We start from the raw sequence: 25,112 nt of genomic DNA, 5'->3' as shown, positions 1-25,112 counted from the left end.
ATGGCGCTGGAGAGCTACAACGAGAAAAGGAACTTCGAGGCCTCGCCCGAGCCGAAAGGCAAAAAGGCGAAGGCGGGCGGCAACAGCTTCGCCATCCAGAAGCACGCGGCGCGCCGGCTGCACTACGACTTCCGCCTCGAGATGGACGGTGTGCTGAAGAGCTGGGCCGTCACCCGCGGCCCGAGCCTCGTGCCGGGCGAAAAGCGCCTCGCGGTTCATGTGGAGGATCACCCGCTGGACTACGGCGGCTTCGAGGGCACCATTCCCGACGGCAACTACGGCGCAGGCGCCGTGCTTCTCTGGGACAGAGGAACCTGGGAGCCGATCGGAGATCCACACAAGGCCTACGCAAAAGGCCATATGGAGTTCGAGCTGAAGGGCGAGAAGCTGGAGGGCCGCTGGCATCTGGTGCGGATGGCCAACCGTCGCGGCGAAAAGCGCGAGAACTGGCTGCTGATCAAGAGCGAGGACGCGTTCGCACGCGCGGACAGCGACGAGGATATCCTGACGGAGATGCCGCAGTCGGTGAAGAGCGGCCGGGTCATCGAGGAGCTTCAGGGCAAGAAGCAGCCCAGGCGACGCAAGAGCCCGACGGCCGCAAAGTCCAGCGCAGCGCTGACCGACGTGGAACTGAACGGCGCCGCGCCTCTCAAGCCTACCGACGTGAAAGGCGCAAAGCAGGCGCCGTTCCCGGAATTCATCCCTCCCCAGCTGGCGACACTGGTCAAGGCGGCCCCGACGGGCAAGCGCTGGCTGCACGAGATCAAGCTCGACGGCTACCGTCTGCAGGCTCGTCTCCAGGACGGCAAGGTCAGCCTCCTGACACGCACCGGCCTCGACTGGACCCACAAGTTCGGCAAGGACATCGTCCAGGCCATTGAAAAGCTGTCGGCGAAGGAGGCTTTCATCGATGGCGAGATCGTCGTCAACGGCGGCTCGGGGGCGAGTGATTTCTCGCTGCTGCAGCAGGACCTGAGCGAAGGGCGAAACGACCGCTTCGTCTTCTTCGCCTTCGATCTCCTCTATCTCGACGGCACGGACCTCAGCCCTGCTCCGCTGGTGAAGCGCAAGGAGGCGCTGCAGGCCTTGCTGGCTGGAAGCGGCGAGCAGCTGCGCTACAGCGAGCATTTCACCGACGAGGGCGGCCTTGTGCTGAAGCACGCGTGCCGCCTCAGCCTGGAAGGCATCATCTCGAAGGTCGCGGATGCGCCCTATCGCAGCGGCCGAGGGCGCGATTGGGTCAAGTCGAAGTGTTCGGCGCGACAGGAGTTCGTGGTCGCCGGCTATGTCCCCTCCTCTGTCTCGAACAAGGCCATCGGCTCGCTGGTCATGGGGTACTACGAGGACGGAAAGCTCCAGCACGCCGGTCGGGTCGGCACCGGTTACAGCAGCAAGGTGGCGCAGTCGCTCCTTCGCGAGCTCGATCCGCTGAAGGTCGCCAAGAGCCCCTTCGACGAAAAGCTGACGGCGGTCGAGAAGAAGGACGTGGTATTTCTGAAGCCCGAACGGGTGGCGGAGGTCGAGTTTCGCGGCTGGACGGCGGATTCCCATATCCGCCACGCGGCATTCCGCGGGCTTCGGGAGGACAAGCAGGCCAAGGATGTCGTGCGCGAGGGAGGCCCGATGAAGACGGCGGACGAGCATGCCGAACAGCCGGCCAAGCGGACTGTCACGCTGACCCATCCTGATCGGGTCTACTGGCCGGATGCCGGCGTGACAAAGGCCGGACTCGCCGACTACTATGTCCAGGTCTGGCGCCGGATGGCGCCTTTCGTGGTCAACCGGCCCCTTTCGCTGGTCCGCGGGCCCGATGGTGTGGGCAAGCAGTTGTTCTTCCAGAAGCACGCCTGGAAAGGCATGAACAAGAAGATCCTGACCGCCACGGATCCGGCAAGCCCGGACGAACCGGATGTCATCATCCGCGACCTGGATGGGTTGCTCGGCCTCGTGCAGGGCGGAACGCTGGAAATCCATCCCTGGGGCTCCACCGTCGACGACTGGGAAAAGCCGGACATGGTCAACATCGACCTCGATCCGGGTGAAGGGACCAACTGGCAGGACGTGATAGCCGCCGCCCGCGAGGTGCGCGAACGCTTCGAGGCGCTGGGTCTCGTCGGCTTCGTGAAAACCTCCGGCGGCAAGGGCGTCCATGTGGTGGCGCCCGTGAAGCCGAAGGCGGAGTGGCCGGACGTGAAGGCGGCGATGAAGGCGCTGGCCGACGGCATGGCGGGCGACAGCCCCGATCGCTACGTCTCGACCATCACCAAGTCGAAGCGCAAGGGCAAGATCTTGATCGACTACCTGCGCAATGGACGCGGCGCCACGGCGGTTGCGCCCTACTCCACCCGCGCCCGCGCCGGTGCACCGGTTTCCATGCCTATTGCCTGGGAGGAGCTGACCGACGCCATCGGTCCCGCCTATTTCACGGTCAACAATGTGCCGGCCCGCCTGGAGCGGCAGGCGAGCGACCCATGGGAAGATTTCCGCAAGGCGGAGGCCGAGCTGAAGGTCGCGACCCGCAGCAAGCGCAAGGGGTAAGCCCTACTTCGGCGAAGACTTGCGCTCGGCCGCGAGGCTCTTCTTCAAGGCGCTCATGATGTCGATCACATTGCTGGGCTGGTCGGGTTTCGGCTCCGCACGCTTCTTGATCTTCTTGCCCTTTTTGCGTTGCGCGATGATGTCGAGCAGCCGATCCTGGACCGGATCGTCCGCCATCGACGGCTTCCAATCTTCGGTCCGCTCGTCGATCAGCTTCTTCATCATCGTCAGATGCTGCGACGTCGGCTTTTCCTCGCCGACATTTTCGAAATAATCCTTCGCGTCCCGGACCTCGTCTCCGTAACGCAGCGTCCAGACGACGATGCCCTTGTCCTTCGGCACCAGGAGAACGGCCCGCTCGCGCCGGTACATCACCAGCCGTGCAATTCCCGCCGTCTCCGACTTGGCCATGGCCTCGCGGATGACGGCGAATGCCTCGGCGCTCACCTCGTCGTCGGGGGCTAGGTAATGGGGACGGTCGTACCAGACCCAGCCGATCGAACCGACGGGGACGAAGGTGTCGATGTCGATCGTCCGCGTGCTTTCGAGCCCGACGTCCTCTATCTCCTCATCCTCGAAGAGGACGTAGTCGCCCTCGCCCTTCTCGTAGCCCTTGACCTGATCCTCGTCCTCGACCGTTTCGCCCGTCTCGGCATCCACGTACTGGCTCAGCACCCGTGCCTGGGTTTCCCGGTTGAGGTTATGGAAGCGGACCTTGCCGCTTTCCGAGACGGCAGGCGTCATGGTGACCCGGCAGGTCACGAGCGAGAGCTTCAGATAGCCCTTCCAGAATGCACGAGGTGCCACGGCATCAGTCTCCATCAATGTCGCGGCAACGAGCAGACGAAGAAATTGGTTCCCGCAGGCACCCGGAACAAACAAGGTCGGGCCGGCGTTTTCAAACCAACCAAGAACGGAGAATGCCATGACCGAAGAACAAAAGCAGACGCCTCACCCGACCGCCGAAAAGCATGAGACCGAGCAGACGGCCCGCAAGGAGCAGGATGCCGAGGCTCTGGAAGAGCAGTTGGACGAAGGTCTGGAAGACACTTTCCCGGCCAGCGACCCGGTCGCCGCCACCATCACCTCCATTCCGACAGGCACCGAGCCGCCGCCGAAAGACTGAGAATACGCTCGTTTTGACGAAAAAGGGTGGGTGCATTTTGCGCCCACCCTTCGTTTTTTGTCACCCATGACTTTTTCGGGATTTCCGAAGTTCCCCGTCTTGCTGTATGGAGGCTATGTAAAGTCGGACAGCACGAGGGTAGACGATGGCCTATACTACGTCGTCAGAGGTCAGGATGACGAAGAAGATCGAGAATGACGCAGAGGTCGACGTTCGCTTCGGACGGCGCGTCAATCGTGAAGTCTCGGTCCTGCTGAGCGAAATCGAAAAAGAACCGGTGCCGGACAGACTTCTGCAACTGGCGCAGGAACTGCAAAAGGCTCTCTCGGACAAGTTTCCGGCCCAGAACTCCTGATCAGTCGAGCTGCGTCGACACGATCGTGTCCACCCTGACCAGCCCTTCGACCACGCCTCGCTCGCCGGCGTTCGGATATTTTCCACTGTCGTCAAGAATGACCGTATAGAGCTTTTCGCTCCGGAATGGACTTGCCATGTCGGTGGACGTGCCCTCCGCCGGCAGTGCATCCACGTCGGTAAAATCAAGCTCTGCGCTGTTTGCGACAAGCCGCGCGTCACCGGTGCTCCTGGCGCGGACAATCACCTCGCCCTGCGGGGGGCGGTTTTCCCAATGCGGGTCGTCGGGCGACGCGATGGGAACCAGCCTGTAGATCTGCAATTCTTCCTGCACATTCACCTCCATACTTCAGCGCTCAAACGCACCGGCGGCGCAGGGAGTTCCCGTGCATCATCCCTCGGAACTTTGCCGGCGACTTCGGGTTCGGACGGCGACAGTCAATCGGAGCCCGTGATGGAAGATCCCTCCCGTTGCCGCCATCTTTGCGTCGACATGCAGCGCATGTTCGCGGAGGATACGCCGTGGAACGTCCCGTGGATGCAGCGTGTCCGCGAAGGTGTCGCGGTCCTCGCCGCCACACATCCGGCGGAGACGATTTTCACCCGTTTCGTTCCGCCGGTGGACAGCGCCGACGTGCAGGGCACCTGGCGGACCTACTACGAGAAGTGGCCGATGATGACCCGTCAGGCGCTGGGCGACGACATGGTCGACATCCTGCCGGAACTGCGTGCCCTGGTGCCGCCTGCAATGGTCTTCGACAAGCCGATCTATTCCCCCTGGCTCGACGGACGGCTGCACGTTTTCCTGCAGAAACAGGAGGTCAGCACTTTGGTCATCTCCGGCGGTGAAACCGACGTCTGTATCATGGCTGCCGTCATGGGCGCGGTGGATCTGGGATATTCGATCATTCTGCTGAGGGATGCCATGTGCAGCACCTCGGATCAGACGCATGACGCGTCGCTTGCGGTTTTCGGGACCCGCTTCTCGACCCAGATCCGCATTTCCACGGTCCAGGAAGTGCTTGCCTGGTGGCGTTAGGGGAACCTTTCCCGGCAGCGAACTGTTTTGTTCACAAGGCATATCCGAGAAAGGAAACACCATGAAACACGAAGAGCCGAAAACGGGCCGCCCGGGTGAAACCTCTCAGTGGCCACGCTGGGAAGGGCCCGCCGAAAATCGCCCCAGCGGATACATGCAGGGCGAGACGAACATCTTTGCGGAAGAACCCGACCAGCAGAAACACCGCGGAACCGCTCCCGCCAACTATGACGACCGACCCGACGGGCAGGTTGAGACGGCCGTCAACGAGGCGTTGACCCAGGATGCCATGCTTGATCCGAGCGGCATCGTCGTTTCGGTGGAGCGTGGCCAGGTCACGCTCGCTGGAACGGTTGCCAGCGACGCCGACCGGCAGCGGGCGGAAGAATGCGCCCGGACCGTTCATGGCGTCAACGGATGCAACAACAATCTGACGGTTTCGGCTGCGCGCTGACGCTGCCAACCCAACGAAAGGAAAACCAATGGCCGATAAAATATGGTTCATCGTGGTGGCCTTGGGTCCGGTCCTGCTGGGCTGCATCATCGCCTACGCGCTCATGCGCCGGCGGCGTCTGAACACCACGGAAGTCGTCGAACAGAAGGAAGCGATGGAACAGCTTTACGACAAGCCGGAAGGTGGTCGGGAGCCGACATTTCATCAGCGTTGAGGCGGCGCGGGTGGCGGAACTTTTTGTCATCCGCCCCGTTAGACCCGCCGGAAACACCCCACGCCAAAGTGTGACATCAGGAGAGTAATGATGGCTGACAAGACCCTCAACGATCTGTTCTACGAGACCCTCAAGGACATCTACTACGCCGAGCGGCAGATCCTCAAGGCACTGCCGAAAATGGCCCGTGCCGCCCAGGACGAGAAGCTGAAGGAAGCATTCAAGGCCCATAAGGACGAAACCGAGGGCCAGATCGATCGCCTCAAGCAGGTCTTCGAAATCATCGGCAAGCGCGCCCAGGGCAAGACCTGCGACGCCATCGAAGGCATCATCTCCGAAGGCGAAGAGATCATGGAAGAGTTCAAGGGCACGTCCGCTCTCGACGCCGGTCTCCTGGCTGCAGCCCAGGCTGTGGAGCACTACGAGATCAGCCGCTACGGCACGCTTTGCGCCTGGGCCGAACAGCTGGGGATGAAGGATGCCGCCAAGCTCCTGAAGGAGACGCTTGCGGAAGAAAGCGCCACCGACGAGAAGCTGACCGGCCTGGCGAAGACCGCTGTCAATTCGGCTGCCCAGAAGGCCGCCTGAATGCAATAAGGGCGGTGCATTGCACCGCCCTGTCACCTTGAAGCCCGGCTCGAGCCGGGCTTCTTGTCATCCCAGCCGGGAAGCCTCTTTGGTGATGGCGGTCGCGAACGGCAGCATCTCGCCGTTCAGGCCCTGAAGACGGAACACCCGCTTGCGGGCATCGTGCATCACCTGAATCTTCGCAGCCTCGACGGCCAGTTCATAGGTATGAAACGAGCAATCGGATTCGATCCCGTTGAGGATATACGTCCACCCCGCCGGATGGGGTACGATGTCGCAATATTTGTCCATGGTTTTAGTCCTCCCTTCGGTCCCTGAACGCGGCTTTTGTGCGAAAGTTCCGGCTGGCGGACGAATGTCTGGAGTGTCCCGGAATTATTTGGTCAGCCGCTGGAACTTCGCCTTCCTCTATCCGTTTTCCAACGGGCGAATGGAGACGAGTATGGCGGAACACGAAGACGAATGGATCAGGCAGCGCGCGTATGCCCTTTGGGAACAAGAGGGTCGCCCATCCGGCAGGGATGCCGAGCATTGGGAGCAGGCGAGGCAGGAACACGGCGCAGCCGCTTCGAAAACAGCAACTTCCCCTTCTGAAAAATCAGGCAAGCTAGCAGGCAAGACGAAACCGTCGGCATCGGCCGACGCGGCTCCTGCATCTGGTGCGGCCGCCAAGAAGCCCTCCTCGAAAGGCTCCGGCGAAAAGAAGTCCGCAGCCAAGCGCACGGGCAAACCGACCGCCGGAAGCTGATTTCGACTTCCCCTGAACGTAAAGCCGTGGCCAATCTGCCGCGGCTTCACGCATTTTCCCATTGTCTGGATGTTGAAACGTGAGCGACGAGCCGATTCTGCCTTCGCGCTGGAACGTTGGCGCCACGTCGATGGTTGAACCAAGAATTGACCACATGACGCAAGGTGCCATGATGAACGCCACCGTCCCCTGGGTTTCTCCCCGCCAAGACCGGGCCATACAGACCACAGTCCGTACCATGAGAAGGAGGCAGAGCGCTTTGTCGATGAAGGTGCTTTCCGTAACGTCTGAAGTTTTTCCGCTCGTGAAGACAGGCGGCCTCGCAGACGTCACCGGGTCCCTGCCGAAGGCCCTGGAGCCTCTGGGAGTAGAGACGACCACGCTTCTGCCTGGCTATCCCACCGTGATGAAACAGCTGGCAAACCCTTTGCCGCTTCTCGTTTTCGACGATCTGCTGGGAGAACGCGCCACCCTTTTGCACGTGCAGATGAATGGCCTCAATCTCCTGGTCCTGGATGCGCCGACACTCTACGATCGGCCCGGCGGCCCCTATGTCGATGATGCGGGTAACGACCATCCGGACAACTGGAAACGGTTTGCAGCGCTCAGTCTCGCCGGTGCGGAAATTGCGGCCGGCGCCTTGCCGGGCTGGCAGCCTGATCTGGTCCAGACGCATGATTGGCAGTCAGCACTGACCTCGGTCTACATGCGCGAGATGGGCCTCTCCGTCCCCAGCGTCCTGACGATCCACAACATCGCCTTTCAGGGACAGTTTTCGGCTGGCCTGCTGCCGGCGCTCGGTCTGCGCACCGACCTCTATTCCACCGATTGCCTGGAGTATTTCGGCGACATCAGTTTCCTCAAGGGCGGGCTGCAGATGGCGGACGCCATCACCACCGTCAGCCCGACCTATGCTCGCGAGATCCTCACCCCCCGATTTGCGATGGGAATGGACGGCGTGCTCAACGAGCGCGTCTCCGTGCTGCGCGGCATCGTCAACGGCATCGATCTCGACATCTGGGATCCGGCCACGGATCCTCATCTTCCCTCGACCTACAATTCCTCCAGTCTCCGTCGCAAGCGCGAGAACCGCGCCGTGCTGACCGAAAGGTTCGGCATCGACGGCAACGACGACGGCCCGATCTTTTCTGCGGTGAGCCGTCTCACCTGGCAGAAGGGCATGGACATGCTGGCGGAGACTGCCGACGAGGTGATCTGGAGCGGTGGCAAGGTCATCGTCTTCGGCCGCGGCGATCCCGCGATCGAGCGGCAACTGCTGGAAGTGGCAAGTCGCCACCCCGGTCGGATGGCGGTTCACATCGGCTACGACGAGCCGACGGCGCACCTGATCCATGGGGGATCGGATGCGATCGTCCAGCCTTCCCGTTTTGAGCCCTGCGGCCTCACTCAGCTCTATGCCCTCCGCTACGGCTGCGTCCCGGTGGTATCGCGCACCGGCGGCCTCTCGGAAACCATCATCGACGCCAACGACGCGGCAATGTCGGCACGGGTGGCGACGGGGTTCCAGTTCCACCCGGTCACCACGGACGGACTGCGGATGGCGCTCCGGCGGGCGATTCAGGCCTACGAAAACCCGAAGCAATGGGCGAGATTGCAAAACCAGGGAATGAAGGCGAAGTTCTCCTGGGAGCGGAGCGCACAGCAGTATGCGGCGGTCTACGCCAGCCTCACCAAGAAGTCGGCAAACGCGCCGGCCGATGGCGGACGCCGGATGGCGTTCTGAACAAGTACGGCATGTAGCGGCGCCTTTTCCTGGTTCATCGCACAAAAAAAACCGGCCACATGGCCGGTTTTTTTTCGATTTGCAGCAAGTGAGTGTCAGGTTCGCCGCAGGATGACGAGCGTGCGCCCCTCCAGATCGAAGTCCGTATCCTGCTCGACCTCGTCACCCCTCTGCAGGGGATCGGCTGTCGTCAGCTCCAGTATCCATTTGCCTTCCCCGATCTTTGGGATATGGAACGGTACTGAGCCCTCGAACGGGTTGAACAGCACGAGCACGTTGTGCCACACGCCTTCCTGCTCATCGAGATCAGGACGCGTCAGGTTCAGGCCGATGGTGCCGCCTTCCTGCCAGTGCTCCGGAAGCTGCTCGCCACCGCCGGCGTTGAACCAGTGCACCTCCATGCCGTCCCGCCAGCTGTCACGGTGGAAGATCGGCTGAGACTGCCTGAGCGCAATGATTGCCCGCGTGAACTCGCGAAGGTCCTCGTTGCTTGGCGGCAGGCCTTCCCACTGAACCCAGGAGATTTCGCTGTCCTGACAGTAGCCGTTGTTGTTGCCCATCTGGCTACGGCCGAACTCGTCACCGGCCAGCAGCATGGGCGTGCCATGCGACAGGAAGAGCGTCGACAGGAAATTGCGCTTCTGGCGTTCGCGGACGGCATTGATCTCCGCGTCGTCTGTCGGGCCCTCTGCACCGTAGTTGTAGCTGCGGTTGTCGTTGTGGCCGTCGTTGTTGTCTTCGCCGTTCGCGTCGTTGTGCTTCTCGTTGTAGGAAACGAGATCGTTGAGCGTGAAGCCGTCATGGGCCGCAACGAAGTTGACGCTCGCCCACGGGCGCCGGCCGCGCAGGTCATAGATGTCGCCGGAGCCCAGCAGACGCGCGGCAAAATCGTTGGCGACGTTGTCGCCCTTCCAGTAGTCGCGGATGGTGTCGCGATACTTGTCGTTCCATTCGGCCCAGCCCGGCGGAAAACCGCCGACCTGGTAACCGCCCGGACCGATGTCCCAGGGCTCGCCGATCAGCTTGACCCGCGACAGGATCGGGTCCTGTGCGATCGCATCGAAGAAGCCGCCGCGCTCGTCGAAGCCTTCCGGCTCCCGACCGAGGATGGTGCCGAGGTCGAAGCGGAAACCGTCGACCTCCATGTGCTGGACCCAGTAGCGCAGCGAGTCCAGAACCATCTGCAGGACGCGCGGATGCGACGTGTTGACGGTATTCCCGGTGCCCGTGTCATTGATGTAGTAGCGATGCTGGTCGGTCAGCGTCCGGTAATAGGAGAAGTTGTCGATGCCCTTGAAGGAGAGCGTCGGACCAAGCTCGTTGCCTTCCGCCGTGTGGTTATAGACCACATCCAGAATGACCTCGAGGCCGGCATCATGGTAGTTCCGGACCATCTCCCGGAAACCGTCGTAGCCGCGCGGACCGTAGTAGCGGGACGCAGGCGCGAAGAAGCCGAGGGTGTTGTAGCCCCAGAAATTATGCAGCCCCTTTTCGAGCAGGTGCTGGTCGTCCGGGAAGTAGTGGACCGGCATGAGTTCGACGGAGGTGATGCCGAGGCTCTTGATGTAGTCGATGCTGGCCTTGTGCCCCATGCCGTCGAACGTTCCCCTGAGGTCCAGGGGAATGGCCGGGTTCAGCTGCGTGAACCCCTTCACATGGGTTTCATAGACAATGGTCTTCGGCCAAGGAACGTTGGGGCGGATAACCGTATTCTGCTCATGACCATTGGTATCTATGACGCGGCCCTTCGGCGTGAACGGTCCGCTGTCACGTTCGTCGAACGTCAGGTCCTTGTCTTCGTGCTGGAGGTCGTATCCGAAATGGGCTTCGTTCCACTCGACCTCGCCGACCAGTTCCTTTGCGTAAGGATCGATCAGCAGCTTGTTCGGGTTGAACCGGTGGCCGGATTCCGGATCAAACGGGCCATGGACACGGTAGCCATAGAGCATGCCGGGCTTCAGTCCGGGCACATAGCCGTGCCAGACCTCGTGGGTGTACTCGGGAAGCTCGAGACGACCGATTTCGATCTTGCCGCTGCTGTCGAAGAGGCAGAGTTCCACCCGTTCGGCGTGCGCCGAGAACAGGGCGAAGTTCGTCCCCTCGCCATCATAGGTCGCGCCGAGCTGTTCCCAGCTACCCGATGAGATCGTGAAGTTGTTATTTTTGGTATCCATGCGTCACCCCTGTGCGGAACCCACTAACAATGGGGCGGCGCAACATTCGTTCCTTCGGGTGCAGGCGATTTATCGTTTTTCGGTGCCGGTCGGGGAATCGTCGACGGGCGATTGGCCGCCGGTTCCGGTCTGCGGTGTCGGGTCGCGATCCGTGGGAGCTGTGCCCTGTGTATCGATGGGCGTGTTGTCGATCGGATCATTGGTGCTGCTCCCCTCCTCGCTGCAGGCAGCCAGAAATGCGACCATCGAAATCGTAAGCAGTACGCGCATCATGTTCATCGTCTCCATTAATCCTATGCGGCGGAAGCCCGGCGCCTGGCGTCCAGCGCAACCACCTTTTCCACCGCCGCAACATCCTCCGAAGAAGTGACGGGTACCGGGTCGCCTGCCACCGCCGCCAGCACCTCCGGCGAAAGCGCGCCGTTGCGGATCACATATTCCAGTGCTTCCCGCGTCTGCCGCTCGGCCTTCAGCTGCGCGTAAAGCGCGAGAATCAGCCTGTCGCGGACGTCGCGCTCGCTCGGTCGTTCGCTGGACTTCGCAGGGTCACTCACGGACATCACTCCATTCTTCAGGTCGGTAAACTTAGGCGCCCCGCCATTGTTCCCTTTCCCGATACGCGCCTATTTATTGCCAAACGGGTACAGAGGGAGAAGAGAGCCATGACCGCACTGACCACAGAGGAGCTCGAAGGGCGCCTCAGCGCGCACCGGGAGCTGATGATCGACATGCTGGCCGCCATGATCGGCGGCGCGGTCACAACGGACCGGTTCCTGTCACGACTGCGCGACGACGCCACCTACAAGGATCACGAGGAAGATCCGGGGGTAATTCCGGGCGACGGATTTGCCATTGCCAATGCCGCGGCGCGAGAGCTTCGGACCGTGCTGGAAGCGGCCCGGGCCAGGGCTGCCGCAGACAAAGGTTAAACTTTCTTCACATTTAAGGCGCACGTGTCATCTTTATGTCCATTCTGTGGAACATGATCCCCCCGGAGGCCGTTCATGGAGCAGGCCAACAACGGAGGCAGTCATGGTCAGGGAATGGGTCGAAGCAGCGGGTCTGGTGATGGTTGTCGCCGCTTGCTACATGATGGTCGTGCCGATCTGAAGCCGACAAGGCAGCGGCTCAATCGGGCCGCTGCGCGAAGTATGCGGCCGCAGCCGCAATATCATCCTCTTGCAGATTTTTCGCCGCCTCGGTCATCAGGTGGCTGTACGACGTCCCGCCTCGCACGCCTTCGGAAAACAGGCGAAGCTGTTGCTCGAGATAGGGACCGCTCTGCCCCGACAGTTTCGGATAGACCGGATTTGCACCGGGCTTCTCGTGGCAGGACAGGCACGCGGGGATCTTGTCCTCCGGTCTTCCCCGTTCAGCCAGCACCCTCCCCCGTTCGACCAGCGCCGGGTCGACTGACGGTGCCGGGCGCTCGGCGCGCTGCTGGCCCGCGTAGTAGCTGGCAAGTTCCGCAAAGGAATCCTCCTCAAGCGTGCCGATGGCCGCCTGCATGATTCCGCTTGCGCGTTCGGAATTGACGTAGGCCTTCAGGCTTTCCAGCAGATAGGCTTCCGACTGGCCGGCAAGGTTGGGAATGAGGCTTCCGGAGGTCAGCTTCTGCTGGCTGTGACAGCTCTCGCAGGTGAGCGGCAGACCTCCCACTTCCCCTTCCATCGGAGGCTCATGAAGGCCCGAGAGCTGGTAGTAGCGGGCGTCATCCATCTCTGGCAGTTCGCGCAGGAAGGCGACCATCGCCCAGACCTCGTCAGGCCGCTGCTGGGTCGGCCAGGACGGCATGCCGGTAAAGCGCACGCCGTGCTGGACGATCTGGAACAGCTGCTCGTCCGTCCAGGACGGCACCACCGTCTGAAGGTCGGGCGGCGACGGCAGCATCGACAGCGAAACATCGGAGCGCGGGCGTGCCGGAGATCCGTGGCACATGGCGCAACCGATCTCGTAGTGCCCGGCCGCCGGCGGCAGCAGGGCGGGGTCGTCGAGCGGCGGAGCCTCGACCGAGAGCGCAGCCGTGCGGACGGAATTGCGCATCACCCAGTGCAGGAACCAGTCGGTCACCGCCCAGTGCCCGGAACTGGCGCCGATACCGATGATACCGGACCAGCCGATGAGAAGAGCCAGGAAGGGAGCCGCGACGAGAGCCGCCAACAGGTATTTCCAGCGGATGATCAAGGTCGACCTCCAGACGGGGTGGATGGCTCCAGCGTCGTTGCGAGCAGGGTAACCCCGCCGAGAAGATAGACGATGGCACCGACCAGCAACATCACCACGCCGCCCGCCTGCTGGTCAACAGCGGCGCTCAGCGGCACGCCGAAGCAGGAGACATCGGCACTGCCATAGAGCGGCCGGGGCGAGAGCGCCAGCAGCGCACCGAGCAGGGTCATGTGCATGGAGGTAAACAGCAATCCAAAGGTACCGGCAAGCCGCCGCCCCTCCCGCCCGTCGAGCGCTCCGCCGAGACACGACAGCCAGAGCAGCACGCCGGCGGCGAGAAAGCTCGCCTGCTCGAGCGCGGTTACCAGCCAGGATGCTTCCGCCAGTGCGCGCGCCGCCGGGAGATGCCAGCCCCAGACCGCGACCAGCTCGACCATGGACGCCAGCACCGGCGTGAACCAGGGCCAGCGGATCGTCAGGTCGTACCGCGAACCGGAAAGGCCAAGCGCAATCAGCGGCGCCGCGCCGGCGACCACGCCCATATGGACAATCATGTGGATCGAGAAGGAATCCCGCTCCCCGAACGCCAGTATCCCCAGCCAGAGAACCGCCAGCAGCAGCAGTCCGGCGACCAAGGCAGCCTTCTTCATAGGTGGCACCCCGCGATGAAGATCAGCGGGATCGCCGTGTAAAACACAGCGACGAAGCTCAAGCCGGAGAGAAGCAGTGTGGCGAAACCCTGGAACCGGCGGCGGTCGCGGTCGGTTGGTCCGGAGTGGGGTGGCTCACCCGATCCAAAGCCCCACTGCCGCCAGGCAAGGTAGGCCGACAGCACGATCATCGCCAGCGCCAGCAGCGTGAACAGGCCGAGCGCCAGCCGCACGTGGTCGAAGTCGACGTCCCAGACGAGAGCCTTCTCGCAATAGATGGCGACGGCGACATAGCAGATGACGAAGTGCCCCGCCCACACCACGGGGGCCGTAAACAAGGTCCACAGCGTCTCGACTTCCGCAGGCAACAGACGCTTCATGGCTTCACCTCACCACCGGAAACAGGCCGATGACGCCAAAGGCGACAAGCGCCGTGATCGTCAGGAAGTGCCAATAGAGCATGACATTGGTGATGTCCTGATCGTAGCGCGCCGTCATGATGCCGGCAAAGCTGCGGGCCAGGCAATAGAGTTGCATGATGCAGCCGACCCCCGCATGCACGACCGTCCAGATGGCGATGATCCAGACGGTGGCCGGATAGACGTGAGCCGTGGGCTGCATCCCGTGGACATAGGGACCGAGGAGACCCGCGACGGAGGCGGCCACCGTCACCACGAAAGCGGCAACAATCGCAGCCCGCGCCCCGCCGATCCTGTCGGCCCGGTTCAGGGAGCGCGCGGCCAGCATCAGAGCCCAGGACACCAGGAAGAGGCCGATGGCGACCAGAGGCCAGAACATCCCCGGCCCTTCGAGGCCATTGGTGAAATCGCTGTGGATGGTCCAGTAGAAGAAATAGCCGAAGATGAGGCTGGCAAAGGCGGTGCCGTCGCCGACCATGGTGATGAACATCGCCCACCAGCCGACGGAGGCAGGACCGGACACGTAGATCGGCAGGCGCTCACCCATCCCGACATCCATATCTGGCGCCTCGGGAATCTCCGCCGTCCCCGTCCAGAGCCAGTAGAGGATGGCCATGAGGGTGAGAATGCCGCAGACGATGGTCACCGCCCACCAGTGGAACGTCAGGGCGATGAAGACCCCACCGAGGGCAACGGCTGCAATGATCGTGACATACGAGGTGCCTCCAACCCGCAGACACTGGATCGGCTTGGCATCCAGAACGGAGGTCACCAGCGTCTCGCGGCGCCCCGACTTGGCATCCGGCAGATAAAAACGTGCTGCCTCGATGTCGTTCTGCAGATTGGGCTGGTCCCAGATCGGATAGCGGCTGGTGATGATCGGGACGGATCGCATCCCCCAGTTTTCCTCGGGATCATTCGTCCACTCGAGCGTGCCGGCCCTCCAGGGGTTGAGGTCACCGAGCTTGGTCTTGGGCCGGAAGATGTCGGCGACGACGGTCAGCACGCCTGTCGCGAAGATAAAGGCACCGATCGTCGAGATCAGGTTGAACCAGTCCCAGCCGATGTCGCCCGGATAGGTGAACACCCGCCGCGGCATGCCGCGCAACCCGGAAAAATGCATCGGGAAGAAGGCGATGTTGAAGCCCGTGAACATCAGCCAGAAGGCGACCTTGCCCCAGGCGTCGCTCAAGCGCCGCCCGGTCACGAACGGATAGTAATAATAGATGCCCGCAGCGACCGGAAACAGCATGCCGCCGATCAGCACGTAATGCAGATGGGCGACGATGAAATAGGTGTCGTGTGCCTGCCAGTCGAACGGCACCAGTGCCACCATCACGCCGGTCAGCCCGCCGATCACGAAGATGACGAGCCCGCCGGCGCCAAACAGCATGGGCACCGAGAAGATCACACGACCCGCCAGCATGGTGGCGATGAAGACGAAGATCTGCACGCCGGTCGGGATCACCACCGCCTCCGAGGCTGCCGAGAAGAAGGCGAGCGAGATCTGCGGCAGGCCGGTCGCGAACATGTGGTGGACCCAGAGCCCGAAACTGAGAAAGCCCGTTCCCACGGCCGCCAGCACGATCCAGGAATAGCCGACGATCGGCCGCTGCGCGAATGTCGGAACGATCATAGCCATCAGCGCGATGGCCGGCAGGAAGATGATGTAGACTTCGGGATGCCCGAAGATCCAGAAAAGATGCTGCCAGAGGAGCGGATCCCCGCCCCTTGACGCATCGAAGAACGGCCAGTCGAACATCCGCTCCATTTCGAAGAGCAGATCGCCGGCGATCAGCGGCGGGAAGGCGAAGAGGATCATGCCCGCAACGATCAGCAGGTACCAGGCAAACATCGGCATCAGGTTGATGCGCATGCCCGGCGCCCGGCATTTCATGATACCGACGATGATCTCCACCGCAGCGGCGATGGACGCCACCTCGATGAAGGACAGGCCGAGCAGCCAGATGTCGGCGCCGATGCCGGAATATTCCTCCTTGGTCGCGAGCGGCGGATACATGAACCAGCCGGCGTTCGGCGCCGAGTTGAAGAAGATCGAGCCGCAGACGAAGACCCCGCCGATCAGGAAGCTCCAGAAGCCGAAGGCCGAAAGCCGCGGAAACGGCAGTTCCCGTGCGCCGAGCATCGACGGCAGCAGGTAGATGGCGATCGCCTCGAAGATCGGCACGGCAAACAGGAACATCATCACCGTGCCATGAAGGGTGAAGGCCTGGTTGAAGAAGTCAGCGCTCAGGAAATCGTTGTTGGGCACGGAAAGCTGCAGCCGCACGAGCAGCGCCAGAACGCCGGCGAAAAGCATGAAGGTGAAGGCCGTGACGCCGTACCACATGCCGATCTCGCTGTTGTTCACGGACGTCCAGTAGCGCCATCCGCCAGGCGTCTTCCACACCTTGCGCAGGCGCTCCTCCTGCGCAACACGTTCTTCCGGAGAGAAATCGCCGAGTGCGTTCGTCATTCCAGCCCCTTCAGATAAGCAGCAATCGTCTCGACCTCGCCTTCCGGCAGCATCGCGAAGGACGGCATGTGCACCCCCGGCTTGATCTCTTCCGGGGAGCGGATGAAGCGTGCGATATTGTCCTGCGTATTTGGAAGCGTACCGGCTGCGATCGAACCCCGCGCGCCCAATGCCGTCAGATTGGGACCGATCTTTCCGTCCGCTTGCGTTCCCGCGATCGTATGGCAGGCGCCGCACCCATGGCGAAGGAAGAGGCCGAGCCCGTCCGCCCCGGACGACCCATCGGCCGCCAGCCGCTGCTGCAGCCAGGCGTCGAAGACCTCAGCCTCCAGCACTTCCACCGTAAAGGCCATCAATGCGTGCGAAGCGCCGCAGAATTCGGCGCAGACACCACGATAGACACCGGCTTTCGAGGCCTCCAGCGCAATGCGGTTGATGCGTCCGGGTATCACGTCCATCTTGCCGCCGAGCGAGGGGATCCAGAAGGAGTGAATGACGTCCGGCGCGTGGAGGGAGAAGAGCACCCGCTCTCCCACAGGCATGATGATCTCGTTCGCCGTCTCGAGAAGAACGCCGCCGGACGCGTCCAGGTATCTCACCCGCCACCAGAACTGTTCTCCGGTCACCTCGATCTGCCGAAGCCCGCCCTCTTCTCCGGGGGCCGTCCAGGGCCGCATGTTGGGCAACAGCCAGACCGCATAGGTGAGCAGAGCTCCGAGGATGAAGACCGGACCGACCGCCCCACAGAGAAGGATCACCCAGCCTGCCGTTCGCTCCGAATGCGGCTCTCTTCTGACGCGCGTCGCGTAGAACAGCGTGCCGACCACGCCGACCCAGATCGCCGCGCCGCCGACAAGCATGACGTAAAAGAGCGTCGCGACATCTTCGGCTTCAGGACCGGCCGGATCAAGCGCGGATTGAATTCCGGAACAGGAAGAGAGAGCCACGCTCAAAAGGAACACGAGAGCAACCGCCCGCGGTCTCGCATGCGAACGCGGAGAGTCAGAACAAGTCTTTCCTTGGTGGGCCAGCCGGAACGGCGGCAGTGATGTGCCCTTCAATCGACCCCTCTTGCCTGCAGGCTGCTTCCCCTCCGCGGCTGGGCCGCGACCGGTGAAAACACCGCGACGGCATTTTTGTTCCATCACCCTGGATAAAAACTTCGAGCGGGGACAGCAGGCAGGTGGAACGAATGGTGCCTGAAGGGGTTCTTTCAAGACGGGCGGCGGCCCTTTCAAGCGAAAGGAAGAGACGATGCAGAGCATTCTTCGGCGGTTTTTCGCCAGGTTCGGTCTGTCTCGTGGGGATCTTGGGAAACCCGATCATCCGCAGGACGTGCAGGTGCTGGTTCCTGAAGCGGTGGAACTTCCCCTTCCCCGAAAGCCTCAGGACGAGATCAGCGTGCCTGCATCGATCAATGGGCGGGATCTGACGAGCGGACGCCTCTAGCGTCCGTAATAAGCATACAATTAGATATTAGGAGTTCAACAATGGCTGACATTAAGTCTTCATCCATTCTCATCCTCGCCACCGATGGCTACGAACGTTCGGAACTGCGCGTGCCTCTCGACGACCTGCGCAAGCAGGGCGCGAACGTGAAAATCGCGTCACCCAAAAGCGGCCAGATCAAGAGCTGGGACGAAACCGACTGGGGCGACAGCGTCGACGTCGATCTGCTCGCGTCCGACGTCAACGTCGAGGATTTCGATGCCATCGTCCTGCCTGGCGGCCAGATCAACCCTGACGTCCTGCGCACGGACGAAGATGCCATGCGGGTCGTCCGCGACTTCGTAAAGAGCGGCAAGCCGGTGGCGGCGATCTGCCATGCCCCCTGGCTCCTGGTCGAGGCGGATGCGCTGCGCGGCCGCAAGGCAACCTCCTACCCGTCGATCAAGACGGACGTGCGCAATGCCGGCGCCAACTGGGTCGACGAGGAAGTGGTGGTCGACAACGGCATCATCACATCGCGCTCGCCGAAGGATCTCCCGGCATTCGTGGCCAAGATCATTGAGGAAGTGAAGGAAGGCCGGCACGACCGCCGCGCCGCCTGATCACATCTTCTTGGTGGTGGCCGCACCGCTTGACGGTGGTGCGGCCACCACCGCTTCCGCGGAAGACTTGAGAAAGGTCAGCAACCGTTTCTCATCTGCCCGAAGACGTCTGGACGGCCCACCGTCTGACTGCTCCGCGAAGATTTTCTCCAGCCCCGAAGCATCTTCTGCCAGCGACAGGATCGCCGGATGGACATAGCTTGAGCGGCAGACCGCTGGCGTGTTGTGCAGCGCCTCCGAGGCGGCATGGCAGATCAGCTTGATCTTCGGCTTCTGTCCGTCCTTCACCGCCCGCAAGACCGCCGAAAATCCGGCGAGGCTGCCGCCCCAGGTTCGAAAGGTCTTGGCCGACACTGGAAAGCCCGCGATTTCGGCCAGATAGGCATTCAGACGTCCGGAATCGACGGGGTGCGGCGTGCCGTGCTCGTCGGGCCAGGAGAAAAGCTGGCGGCCCGGCAGGTCCGCAATCTCCTCGAAGATCCGCTGAAGGCGCGGATGCTTGAGCGTGTGGCTGACCTTCTTGCCACCCTTCGCCGTAAAGCGTAGAACGACGGCTTCACCGGAAAGCTTCATGTGGCGCTTCAGCAGCGTCGTGGCGCCGTAGGTCTTGTTTTCCTTCGCGTAGGCCCGGTTGCCCACCCGCAGGTGCGCGGCATCCATGAGCGCCACGATCGCGGCAAGCACGGCCTCCGGATTGTCGAGGCCGAGCGCCAGATCTTTTTCGACCCGTCGACGGATCCGCGGCAGCACCTCGCCGAAGCGGACGAGCTGGTCGAACTTCAGTTCGCTGCGATGGCTCTGCCAGTCCGGGTGGTAGCGATACTGCTTGCGCCCGCGGGCATCAAAACCGGTCGCCTGGAGATGCCCCCGCGGATCGATGCAAATCCAGACATCCCTGTAGGCCGGCGGCAGGCCAAGCGCTGCAATCCGGCGCTTCTCCTCCGGATCGGTCAGCAGTTCGCCATTGGGCAGCCGGTAGCAGAACCCGCGACCAGCCCGGAGTCGTTTGATGCCGGGTTCAGTATTGCAGACATAGGTAAGACCTATAGCCTTCAGGGATTGATGGTCGAGAGCAGAGAAAGCTGAGACATCCATGGGCCTAAGAACGACGATCACTTCGCTTCGTTCCGAGGCGCGGCGTCATCATCCCATCAACTCTTGCACGGCCTCTCCCGGTCCCCTTTCAAAGGCTTCCCGCGGCGCGATCAGCGTCCAGAGAAAACCCGACGCGCGGTATTGGATGTCAACCTGCCCTCCGAATGCCGCTGCGGCATGCCGCTTGATGATCGTCGTGCCGAAACCGGTACGGGAAGGTTCTATCGCCGGAGGTCCGCCGAACTCTTCCCAGGTCAGTCTCAGGAGAGAGGCGGGATCTGTCGGATCGTCCTGCTGCCAGCGAACCTGCACTTTCCCCTGTGGCACGGAGAGCGCGCCGTACTTGAGCGAATTGGTGGCCAGCTCATGCAGCACGAGACCGAGGTTCTGGACAGCCTCCGCCCTGAGCGGAAAGTCGTCTCCTTCGAGCTCGACCCGGTCGGCGGCTTCGGCGAACGGCTCCATCTGGATCGTGATCAGACGCTTCAGCGGGACGCCTACCCACTGCTCGCTTGCAAGGGCTTCGATCGACTTGCCCAGCCCCTGAAGCCGGGCGGAAATCGCCCGCTGAAAGTCCTCCATCGTCCCTTCCTGACGCGCCAGCTGCCGCATCATCGCCTGCACGAGTGTCAGGATGTTCTTTGTGCGATGCACCAGCTCCTGGAGGATCAGATGCATCCTGTCCTCCGCCTGGCTCCGGTCGAACGAGGCATTGGAGAGCGCAATCGAGATTTGGCTGGCCTCGCGGATATGGGTCTCGACGGGCGGCACGATCTGCCCCTTGCCGATGCTATCGGCCATCGCGGCAATCTGCCGGATCGGGATTCTCAGCTGGCGGGCTATCAGGTAGCCGCACAGCATTCCGATCCCGAGAAAGATCAGGCTGCCGACGATCAGCTGGCGCGAGGTCCGGATGATGGCCGACTGCGCGGTGTCGATCGGCCCCCAGACCACCGCCTTCCAGTTGGAGCCCAGGACCTGCGCATAGCCGTAGATCTGCCGTGGCCCCTCCCCGACATCCTCGATGGTCCCATTGATGCCGGTCATCAGCCGCACCGTATCTTCATGGAAGGCGCTGATCGGCGAAGTCTTGCTTGCCCCGATGGAGGTGATGATTTTGCCCGCTCCGTCGGTGATCGCGACCGACCATTGCGGTGGAAGCGCATCCGGCGAAATCAGCTTCTGCAGTTCGGACGCATTCTGCGTCACCACGAGAGCAGCAGCCCCGGAACTGCGCGTCATCTCTTCAGACAGAGGCATCGTCACATTGAACACGAACTGGCCGCTGGTCGCGCCGAAAAACACGTCCGAAACATGCGTTACGCGCGTCTCGAGAGCCGCCTCTAGGGCGGCCGTGTCCGACATCCGGCGAAGTGGGGTGCCGAAGGGTACCCGCGTGTTCAGCAGTTGCATTCCCTCTGCATCGACGGCGAGAACGTAGAGCGCGTTCGACAGGAGGCTTCTCTGCGTGCGTTCATGAAAGGCCCGCAGATTGCCCTCTTCCAGCTCCGGCGATGTCGACAGGATTCGCAGCGTTGTCGTCATATCCTGGAGCGTGCGGTCGACCGACCGCGCCACCATCTGCGCATCGTCGGCCGTATTGACAGCGAGAAGCTCGCTTTCTCTCTGCTCCAGTTCCATCATTAGGAAGATGACGAAAGCCACCAGGGGAATTGCGACAACGGTCGAGAGCGCCACCAGGTACACGCCAATCGAAGCCGTCGGGAACAGGCGTGAAAGCCTCATACCCTCACGCACAGCCCATCGCTCCGACGGCGCTGGACGCAACCGCAGTGGCAGAAAGCTTCATAAACCCACCCTTTGCTAATATAGCACGAGCTCGTTTTAGCCGCTTTTCCCAAAGCGGCCAATAGTTTGATGGGTTACAATGAAAATTCTGGGAGGCGTGCGTTCAGCCGCTCGATTTGGGACACGACGTTCCCCAATCGATTCAACTGCCTGTGTTTGACCGTTCGCAGCGAGCGTTTGACAACGCTATTTCTGATCCGTCGAATGCTCGCCGACGTCGAAATTGGAATCCCATTCGTTGCTCGGCGTCTTCTGGCCTGGAGGTGCCTTGTGTGCCGTACCATCCTCCGAGCCGGTGATGACGGTCGGCTTGGCGCTTGCGACACCCGAACTCTTGCCGCCCGCCTTGACGTTGGCAAACTGCCCCTTGGCATCCTGCTCAATCGTCTCGGCTTTGCTTTTCTTGTCCTGCGTCGTCATCTGTCGCTCCCGGGTTCAACCAGTCGCGCGGCAACAACCGAAATTGGTTTGGCTTGCGCGCACCGTCACCCCCCTCAACGCGTGTCGCGGCACATTCGTTGCGCCGGGCGGAAGCGTTTCGAATCTCGCGTGATCAGAGCAGACGCTCGCCGGAGGTGGGATCGAAGACGACGGCCTTGTCCAAATTGAAGACGAAGGTGAACCGCTCCTTGGGAGCGATCGTCACATCCGCGCGGACACGCGCGGTAAACGTCGTGCCCTGCAGCCTGGCCGTGACGAAGGTGTCCGAACCGGTCGGCTCCACGAGGACGACATCCGCATCGATCCGTGCAATCGCGTCCGCGGTGGGATCGACGAGGCCGGAGTCCGTGATCCCCTCGGGGCGAAGTCCGAGGATGACCTCCCTGCCCTCGACAAGATCGGTGGTGACCGACGAGGGAATGGCAACGACGGCCGAGCCGTCGAAGATGGAAATCTGCCGGACGCCGCTGGTGGAAACGATCTTCCCCTTCAGCATGTTCATCGCCGGCGAACCCATGAAGTCGGCGACGAAGAGATTGGCGGGGCGGTTGTAGATCTCGGCCGGCGTTCCGACCTGCTGGATGGCGCCCTCTTTCAGCACCACGATCTTGGTGGCGAGCGTCATCGCCTCGATCTGGTCGTGCGTGACATAGATGATCGTCGCATCGGTGTTGTGGTGCAGCGACTTGATCTCGGCCCGCATCTCCACACGCAGCTTCGCGTCGAGGTTGGAGAGCGGCTCGTCGAAGAGAAAGACCCGCGGCTGGCGCACCAGCGCCCGTCCCATAGCGACGCGCTGCCGCTGTCCGCCGGACAGCTGGCTTGGACGGCGGTCGAGCAGATGCTCGATCTGGAGCACCTTGGCGACATTGCGGATGGCCTCGGCCCGCTCCGCCTTTTCGACGCCACGCATTTCCAGCGCAAAGCCAATGTTCTCTTCCACGGTCATGTTCGGATAGAGCGCGTAGCTCTGGAACACCATGGCGATATCGCGCTTGGAGGGATGCAGGTCGTTGATCACCTGGCCGTCGACGATGATTTCGCCGGAGGTCAGCGGCATCAGGCCGGCGACGGCATTGAGCAGGGTCGACTTGCCGCAGCCGGAAGGGCCGACCAGAACGAGAAAGCCGCCCTTCTCCAGCTCGATGTTGATGTTCTTCAGAACCTCGTTGTTGCCGATCTTCTTGCTGAGGTTCTTGATCTCGAGAAAGCTCATTGAAGTTATCCCTTGACTGCGCCGGCCATCAGGCCGCGCACGAAATAGCGTCCGGCGACGATGTAGACGAACAGCGTCGGCAATGCCGCGAACACGGCCGCAGCCATGTCGACGTTGTATTCCTTGACGCCGGTGGAGGACGAAACGAGGTTGTTGAGGGCGACCGTCATCGGCGATTCCGCGCCCGACGAGAAGGACACACCAAACAGGAAGTCGTTCCAGATGTTGGTGAACTGATAGATGACGGTGACGACGATGATCGGCCCCGAGCTGGGCAGCAGGATCCGCCAGAAGATCTTGAAGAAGCCGGCGCCATCCATCATCGCCGCCTTGATGAGCTCGTCCGGAAACGCCTCGTAGTAGTTGCGGAAGAACAGCGTCGTGAAGCCCAGGCCATAGACCACATGCACGAAGACGAGGCCGGATGTCGTGTTGGCCATGCCGAAGATGCCGAGCACCCGGGCCATCGGGATGAGGACGGCCTGGAACGGAATGAAGCAGGCAAACAGCATCAGGCCGAAGACGAGCTTGTGGCCCGGGAAGCGCCATTTCGTCAGCACGTAGCCGTTCAGCGCGCCGAGCACCGTGGAAATTAGGACGGCGGGAACCACCATCTTGATGGAGTTCCAGAAGTAACCCTTGATGCCTTCGCAGGTGACGCCGATGCAGGCTTCACCCCAGGCCTTGAACCAGGAATCCAGCGACGGATCGCGCGGCAGGGCCAGCATGTCGCCACCCCGGATTTCCGCCAGCGACTTGAACGAGGTCGTCAGCATCACGTAGAGCGGCAGCAGGTAGATGGCCGCCAGCACAAGCAGCAGCGTGTAGATGACAAGGCGCGTGGTTCGTGCCGAACCGGCGCTGACGGTGTCGCTGGGAGCACTCATGAACGCTTCTCCCGAAGCTCGGAATAAAGATAGGGAACGATGATGGCCGTGATGCCCATCAGCATCATCACGGCGCTTGCCGACCCGACGGCCATCTGGCTGCGGGTGAAGGTGTAGGAATACATGAAGGTCGACGGCAGTTCGGTCGCATTGCCAGGCCCGCCGCCGGTGAGCGCGATGACGAGGTCGTAGGACTTGATCGCCATGTGCGCGAGCACGATGATGGCCGACAGGAAGACCGGACGCAGCATCGGGATGATGATGCGGCGGTAGATCGCAAACGTCGGGGCGCCGTCGATCTGCGCCGCCTTGATGATCTCGCCGTCGATACCCCGCAGGCCCGCCAGGAACATCGCCATGATGAAGCCCGAGGCCTGCCAGACGCCGGCGATCACGATGGTGTAGATCGCCATGTCCGTATTGATCAGCCAGTCGAACTTGAAGCTCTCCCAGCCCAGGTTGTGCATGGTCTTTTCAAGCCCGAGACCCGGGTTGAGGAACCACTTCCAGGCCGTGCCGGTGACGACGAAGGAGAGCGCCATCGGATACAGGAAGATCGGCCGCAGCACGCCTTCGGCGCGGATCCGCTGGTCCATCAGGATGGCGATGGTAAGTCCGATGACGATGCAGAAGCTGATGTAGAGAACGCCGAAGATCGCCAGGTTCTTGATCGCCATGTACCAGCTCGGCTGCGACCACAGATTGTAATAGGCATCGAAGCCGACGATCTCGTAGATCGGCAGGATCCGCGACCGCGTAAACGAGAGATAGACCGTCCACAGGATGAACCCGTAGACGAAGACGAGCGTGATGGCGAAGGACGGCGCAAGCACGATCTTCGGCAACAGGGTGCCCAGGCGATCCTTGTAGGACCGTCGCGACCGCTGCTCTGTCACATAGGGAACGGGTTCGATCGTCGTCAT

Annotated in this window: 29 protein-coding genes; 12 read left to right on the top strand and 17 right to left on the bottom strand. The window is 62.1% G+C overall.

Features of this window, described 5'->3' with window-relative positions; translation table 11 throughout:
* Complete coding sequence (gene ligD / locus EO99_RS0107090) at positions 1-2,538, top strand: DNA ligase D (RefSeq protein ID WP_029617946.1); 2,538 nt, start codon at positions 1-3, stop codon at positions 2,536-2,538.
* 3 nt (positions 2,539-2,541) lie between these two features.
* On the opposite strand, the gene ku is transcribed toward ligD, so the two are convergent.
* The gene (gene ku, locus EO99_RS0107085) at positions 2,542-3,345 is read right to left on the bottom strand and encodes a non-homologous end joining protein Ku (protein WP_029617945.1); all 804 of its coding nucleotides are present in this window, start codon (positions 3,343-3,345) and stop codon (positions 2,542-2,544) included.
* Positions 3,346-3,463: 118 nt separating this feature from the next.
* Between ku and EO99_RS0107080 the strand changes: the two genes are divergently transcribed.
* Both EO99_RS0107080 and EO99_RS0107075 read left to right on the top strand, forming a co-directional pair.
* Entirely contained in the window at positions 3,464-3,664 is a 201-nt protein-coding gene (locus EO99_RS0107080) for a hypothetical protein (protein WP_029617944.1), read from the top strand.
* A gap of 145 nt (positions 3,665-3,809) precedes the next feature.
* Positions 3,810-4,019: a hypothetical protein gene (locus EO99_RS0107075; RefSeq protein ID WP_139014996.1), complete on the top strand. Its 210-nt coding sequence runs from the start codon at positions 3,810-3,812 to the stop codon at positions 4,017-4,019.
* On the opposite strand, the gene EO99_RS0107070 is transcribed toward EO99_RS0107075, so the two are convergent.
* A complete protein-coding gene (locus EO99_RS0107070; RefSeq protein WP_029617942.1) occupies positions 4,020-4,352 on the bottom strand; it encodes a hypothetical protein in 333 nt (110 codons plus the stop codon).
* Between the two features lie 120 nt (positions 4,353-4,472).
* Between EO99_RS0107070 and EO99_RS0107065 the strand changes: the two genes are divergently transcribed.
* The 4 genes from EO99_RS0107065 to EO99_RS0107050 all read left to right on the top strand — a co-directional run bounded on the left by EO99_RS0107065 (position 4,473) and on the right by EO99_RS0107050 (position 6,313).
* Complete coding sequence (locus EO99_RS0107065) at positions 4,473-5,057, top strand: cysteine hydrolase family protein (RefSeq protein ID WP_029617941.1); 585 nt, start codon at positions 4,473-4,475, stop codon at positions 5,055-5,057.
* Between the two features lie 61 nt (positions 5,058-5,118).
* Positions 5,119-5,511, top strand: a complete 393-nt coding sequence (locus tag EO99_RS26240) for a BON domain-containing protein (protein ID WP_051679738.1) — start codon at positions 5,119-5,121, stop codon at positions 5,509-5,511.
* Positions 5,512-5,539: 28 nt separating this feature from the next.
* Positions 5,540-5,725, top strand: coding sequence for a hypothetical protein (locus EO99_RS25580; RefSeq protein ID WP_037111218.1), 186 nt, complete (start codon positions 5,540-5,542; stop codon positions 5,723-5,725).
* Positions 5,726-5,815: 90 nt separating this feature from the next.
* Complete coding sequence (locus tag EO99_RS0107050; protein ID WP_029617939.1) at positions 5,816-6,313, top strand: YciE/YciF ferroxidase family protein; 498 nt, start codon at positions 5,816-5,818, stop codon at positions 6,311-6,313.
* Positions 6,314-6,379: 66 nt separating this feature from the next.
* Here the strand turns inward: EO99_RS0107050 and EO99_RS0107045 are convergent, their stop codons facing one another.
* Entirely contained in the window at positions 6,380-6,604 is a 225-nt protein-coding gene (locus EO99_RS0107045) for a hypothetical protein (RefSeq protein WP_029617938.1), read from the bottom strand.
* 151 nt (positions 6,605-6,755) lie between these two features.
* On the opposite strand from EO99_RS0107045, the gene EO99_RS25575 reads away from it, so the two are divergent.
* Positions 6,756-7,061, top strand: a complete 306-nt coding sequence (locus tag EO99_RS25575) for a DUF2934 domain-containing protein (RefSeq protein ID WP_037111213.1) — start codon at positions 6,756-6,758, stop codon at positions 7,059-7,061.
* A 265-nt stretch (positions 7,062-7,326) separates the two neighbouring features.
* Positions 7,327-8,805 (top strand): glycogen synthase GlgA, encoded by a 1,479-nt coding sequence (gene glgA / locus EO99_RS0107040; protein ID WP_051679737.1) that lies wholly within the window; start codon positions 7,327-7,329, stop codon positions 8,803-8,805.
* A gap of 95 nt (positions 8,806-8,900) precedes the next feature.
* Here the strand turns inward: glgA and glgX are convergent, their stop codons facing one another.
* The 3 genes from glgX to EO99_RS0107025 all read right to left on the bottom strand — a co-directional run bounded on the left by glgX (position 8,901) and on the right by EO99_RS0107025 (position 11,533).
* Positions 8,901-10,979: a glycogen debranching protein GlgX gene (gene glgX, locus EO99_RS0107035; protein WP_029617936.1), complete on the bottom strand. Its 2,079-nt coding sequence runs from the start codon at positions 10,977-10,979 to the stop codon at positions 8,901-8,903.
* Positions 10,980-11,048: 69 nt separating this feature from the next.
* Positions 11,049-11,252, bottom strand: a complete 204-nt coding sequence (locus EO99_RS0107030) for a hypothetical protein (RefSeq protein ID WP_162179296.1) — start codon at positions 11,250-11,252, stop codon at positions 11,049-11,051.
* 20 nt (positions 11,253-11,272) lie between these two features.
* Positions 11,273-11,533, bottom strand: a complete 261-nt coding sequence (locus tag EO99_RS0107025) for a hypothetical protein (RefSeq protein ID WP_235776779.1) — start codon at positions 11,531-11,533, stop codon at positions 11,273-11,275.
* Between the two features lie 108 nt (positions 11,534-11,641).
* Between EO99_RS0107025 and EO99_RS0107020 the strand changes: the two genes are divergently transcribed.
* On the top strand, positions 11,642-11,908 hold the full coding sequence (locus tag EO99_RS0107020) for a hypothetical protein (protein WP_029617933.1): 267 nt from the start codon (positions 11,642-11,644) through the stop codon (positions 11,906-11,908).
* A 199-nt stretch (positions 11,909-12,107) separates the two neighbouring features.
* Here the strand turns inward: EO99_RS0107020 and EO99_RS0107015 are convergent, their stop codons facing one another.
* The 5 genes from EO99_RS0107015 to coxB are packed head-to-tail and all read right to left on the bottom strand — an operon-like array spanning position 12,108 to position 17,652.
* Positions 12,108-13,163 carry a c-type cytochrome gene (locus tag EO99_RS0107015; protein WP_037111210.1) on the bottom strand — a complete coding sequence of 352 codons (1,056 nt, stop codon included), beginning with the start codon at positions 13,161-13,163 and terminating at the stop codon, positions 12,108-12,110.
* On the bottom strand, positions 13,160-13,795 hold the full coding sequence (locus tag EO99_RS0107010; protein WP_029617931.1) for a cytochrome c oxidase assembly protein: 636 nt from the start codon (positions 13,793-13,795) through the stop codon (positions 13,160-13,162). The genes EO99_RS0107015 and EO99_RS0107010 overlap by 4 nt, the downstream gene beginning before the upstream one ends.
* Entirely contained in the window at positions 13,792-14,175 is a 384-nt protein-coding gene (locus tag EO99_RS0107005) for a hypothetical protein (RefSeq protein ID WP_029617930.1), read from the bottom strand. Before EO99_RS0107005 ends, EO99_RS0107010 begins: the two co-directional genes overlap by 4 nt.
* A 4-nt stretch (positions 14,176-14,179) precedes the next feature.
* Positions 14,180-16,690, bottom strand: coding sequence for a cytochrome c oxidase subunit I (gene ctaD, locus EO99_RS0107000; protein ID WP_029617929.1), 2,511 nt, complete (start codon positions 16,688-16,690; stop codon positions 14,180-14,182).
* Entirely contained in the window at positions 16,687-17,652 is a 966-nt protein-coding gene (gene coxB, locus EO99_RS0106995) for a cytochrome c oxidase subunit II (protein ID WP_235776778.1), read from the bottom strand. Before coxB ends, ctaD begins: the two co-directional genes overlap by 4 nt.
* 292 nt (positions 17,653-17,944) lie before the next feature.
* Between coxB and EO99_RS0106990 the strand changes: the two genes are divergently transcribed.
* Together EO99_RS0106990 and EO99_RS0106985 are read left to right on the top strand one after the other, a co-directional pair.
* Positions 17,945-18,139 (top strand): hypothetical protein, encoded by a 195-nt coding sequence (locus EO99_RS0106990; protein WP_029617927.1) that lies wholly within the window; start codon positions 17,945-17,947, stop codon positions 18,137-18,139.
* A 41-nt stretch (positions 18,140-18,180) separates the two neighbouring features.
* Entirely contained in the window at positions 18,181-18,741 is a 561-nt protein-coding gene (locus tag EO99_RS0106985; protein WP_029617926.1) for a type 1 glutamine amidotransferase domain-containing protein, read from the top strand.
* Here EO99_RS0106985 and EO99_RS0106980 read toward each other — a convergent pair whose 3' ends face one another.
* From EO99_RS0106980 to EO99_RS0106955, 6 genes are all read right to left on the bottom strand, one after another.
* Positions 18,742-19,836: a DNA topoisomerase IB gene (locus EO99_RS0106980; RefSeq protein ID WP_051679736.1), complete on the bottom strand. Its 1,095-nt coding sequence runs from the start codon at positions 19,834-19,836 to the stop codon at positions 18,742-18,744.
* A gap of 48 nt (positions 19,837-19,884) precedes the next feature.
* Entirely contained in the window at positions 19,885-21,582 is a 1,698-nt protein-coding gene (locus EO99_RS0106975; RefSeq protein ID WP_037111207.1) for a sensor histidine kinase, read from the bottom strand.
* A 249-nt stretch (positions 21,583-21,831) separates the two neighbouring features.
* Positions 21,832-22,065, bottom strand: a complete 234-nt coding sequence (locus EO99_RS0106970; RefSeq protein WP_051679735.1) for a hypothetical protein — start codon at positions 22,063-22,065, stop codon at positions 21,832-21,834.
* 133 nt (positions 22,066-22,198) lie between these two features.
* Positions 22,199-23,302 (bottom strand): ABC transporter ATP-binding protein, encoded by a 1,104-nt coding sequence (locus EO99_RS0106965; protein ID WP_029617922.1) that lies wholly within the window; start codon positions 23,300-23,302, stop codon positions 22,199-22,201.
* Positions 23,303-23,307: 5 nt separating this feature from the next.
* Positions 23,308-24,189, bottom strand: coding sequence for a carbohydrate ABC transporter permease (locus tag EO99_RS0106960; RefSeq protein ID WP_029617921.1), 882 nt, complete (start codon positions 24,187-24,189; stop codon positions 23,308-23,310).
* Positions 24,186-25,112, bottom strand: coding sequence for a carbohydrate ABC transporter permease (locus EO99_RS0106955; protein WP_029617920.1), 927 nt, complete (start codon positions 25,110-25,112; stop codon positions 24,186-24,188). Before EO99_RS0106955 ends, EO99_RS0106960 begins: the two co-directional genes overlap by 4 nt.

Origin of the sequence: Pseudorhizobium marinum, assembly GCF_000705355.1 — a bacterium.
Classification (GTDB): domain Bacteria; phylum Pseudomonadota; class Alphaproteobacteria; order Rhizobiales; family Rhizobiaceae; genus Neorhizobium; species Neorhizobium pelagicum.
Note: the sequence above shows the minus strand (reverse complement) of the source record. Positions and strands in the feature narration are given on the sequence as shown.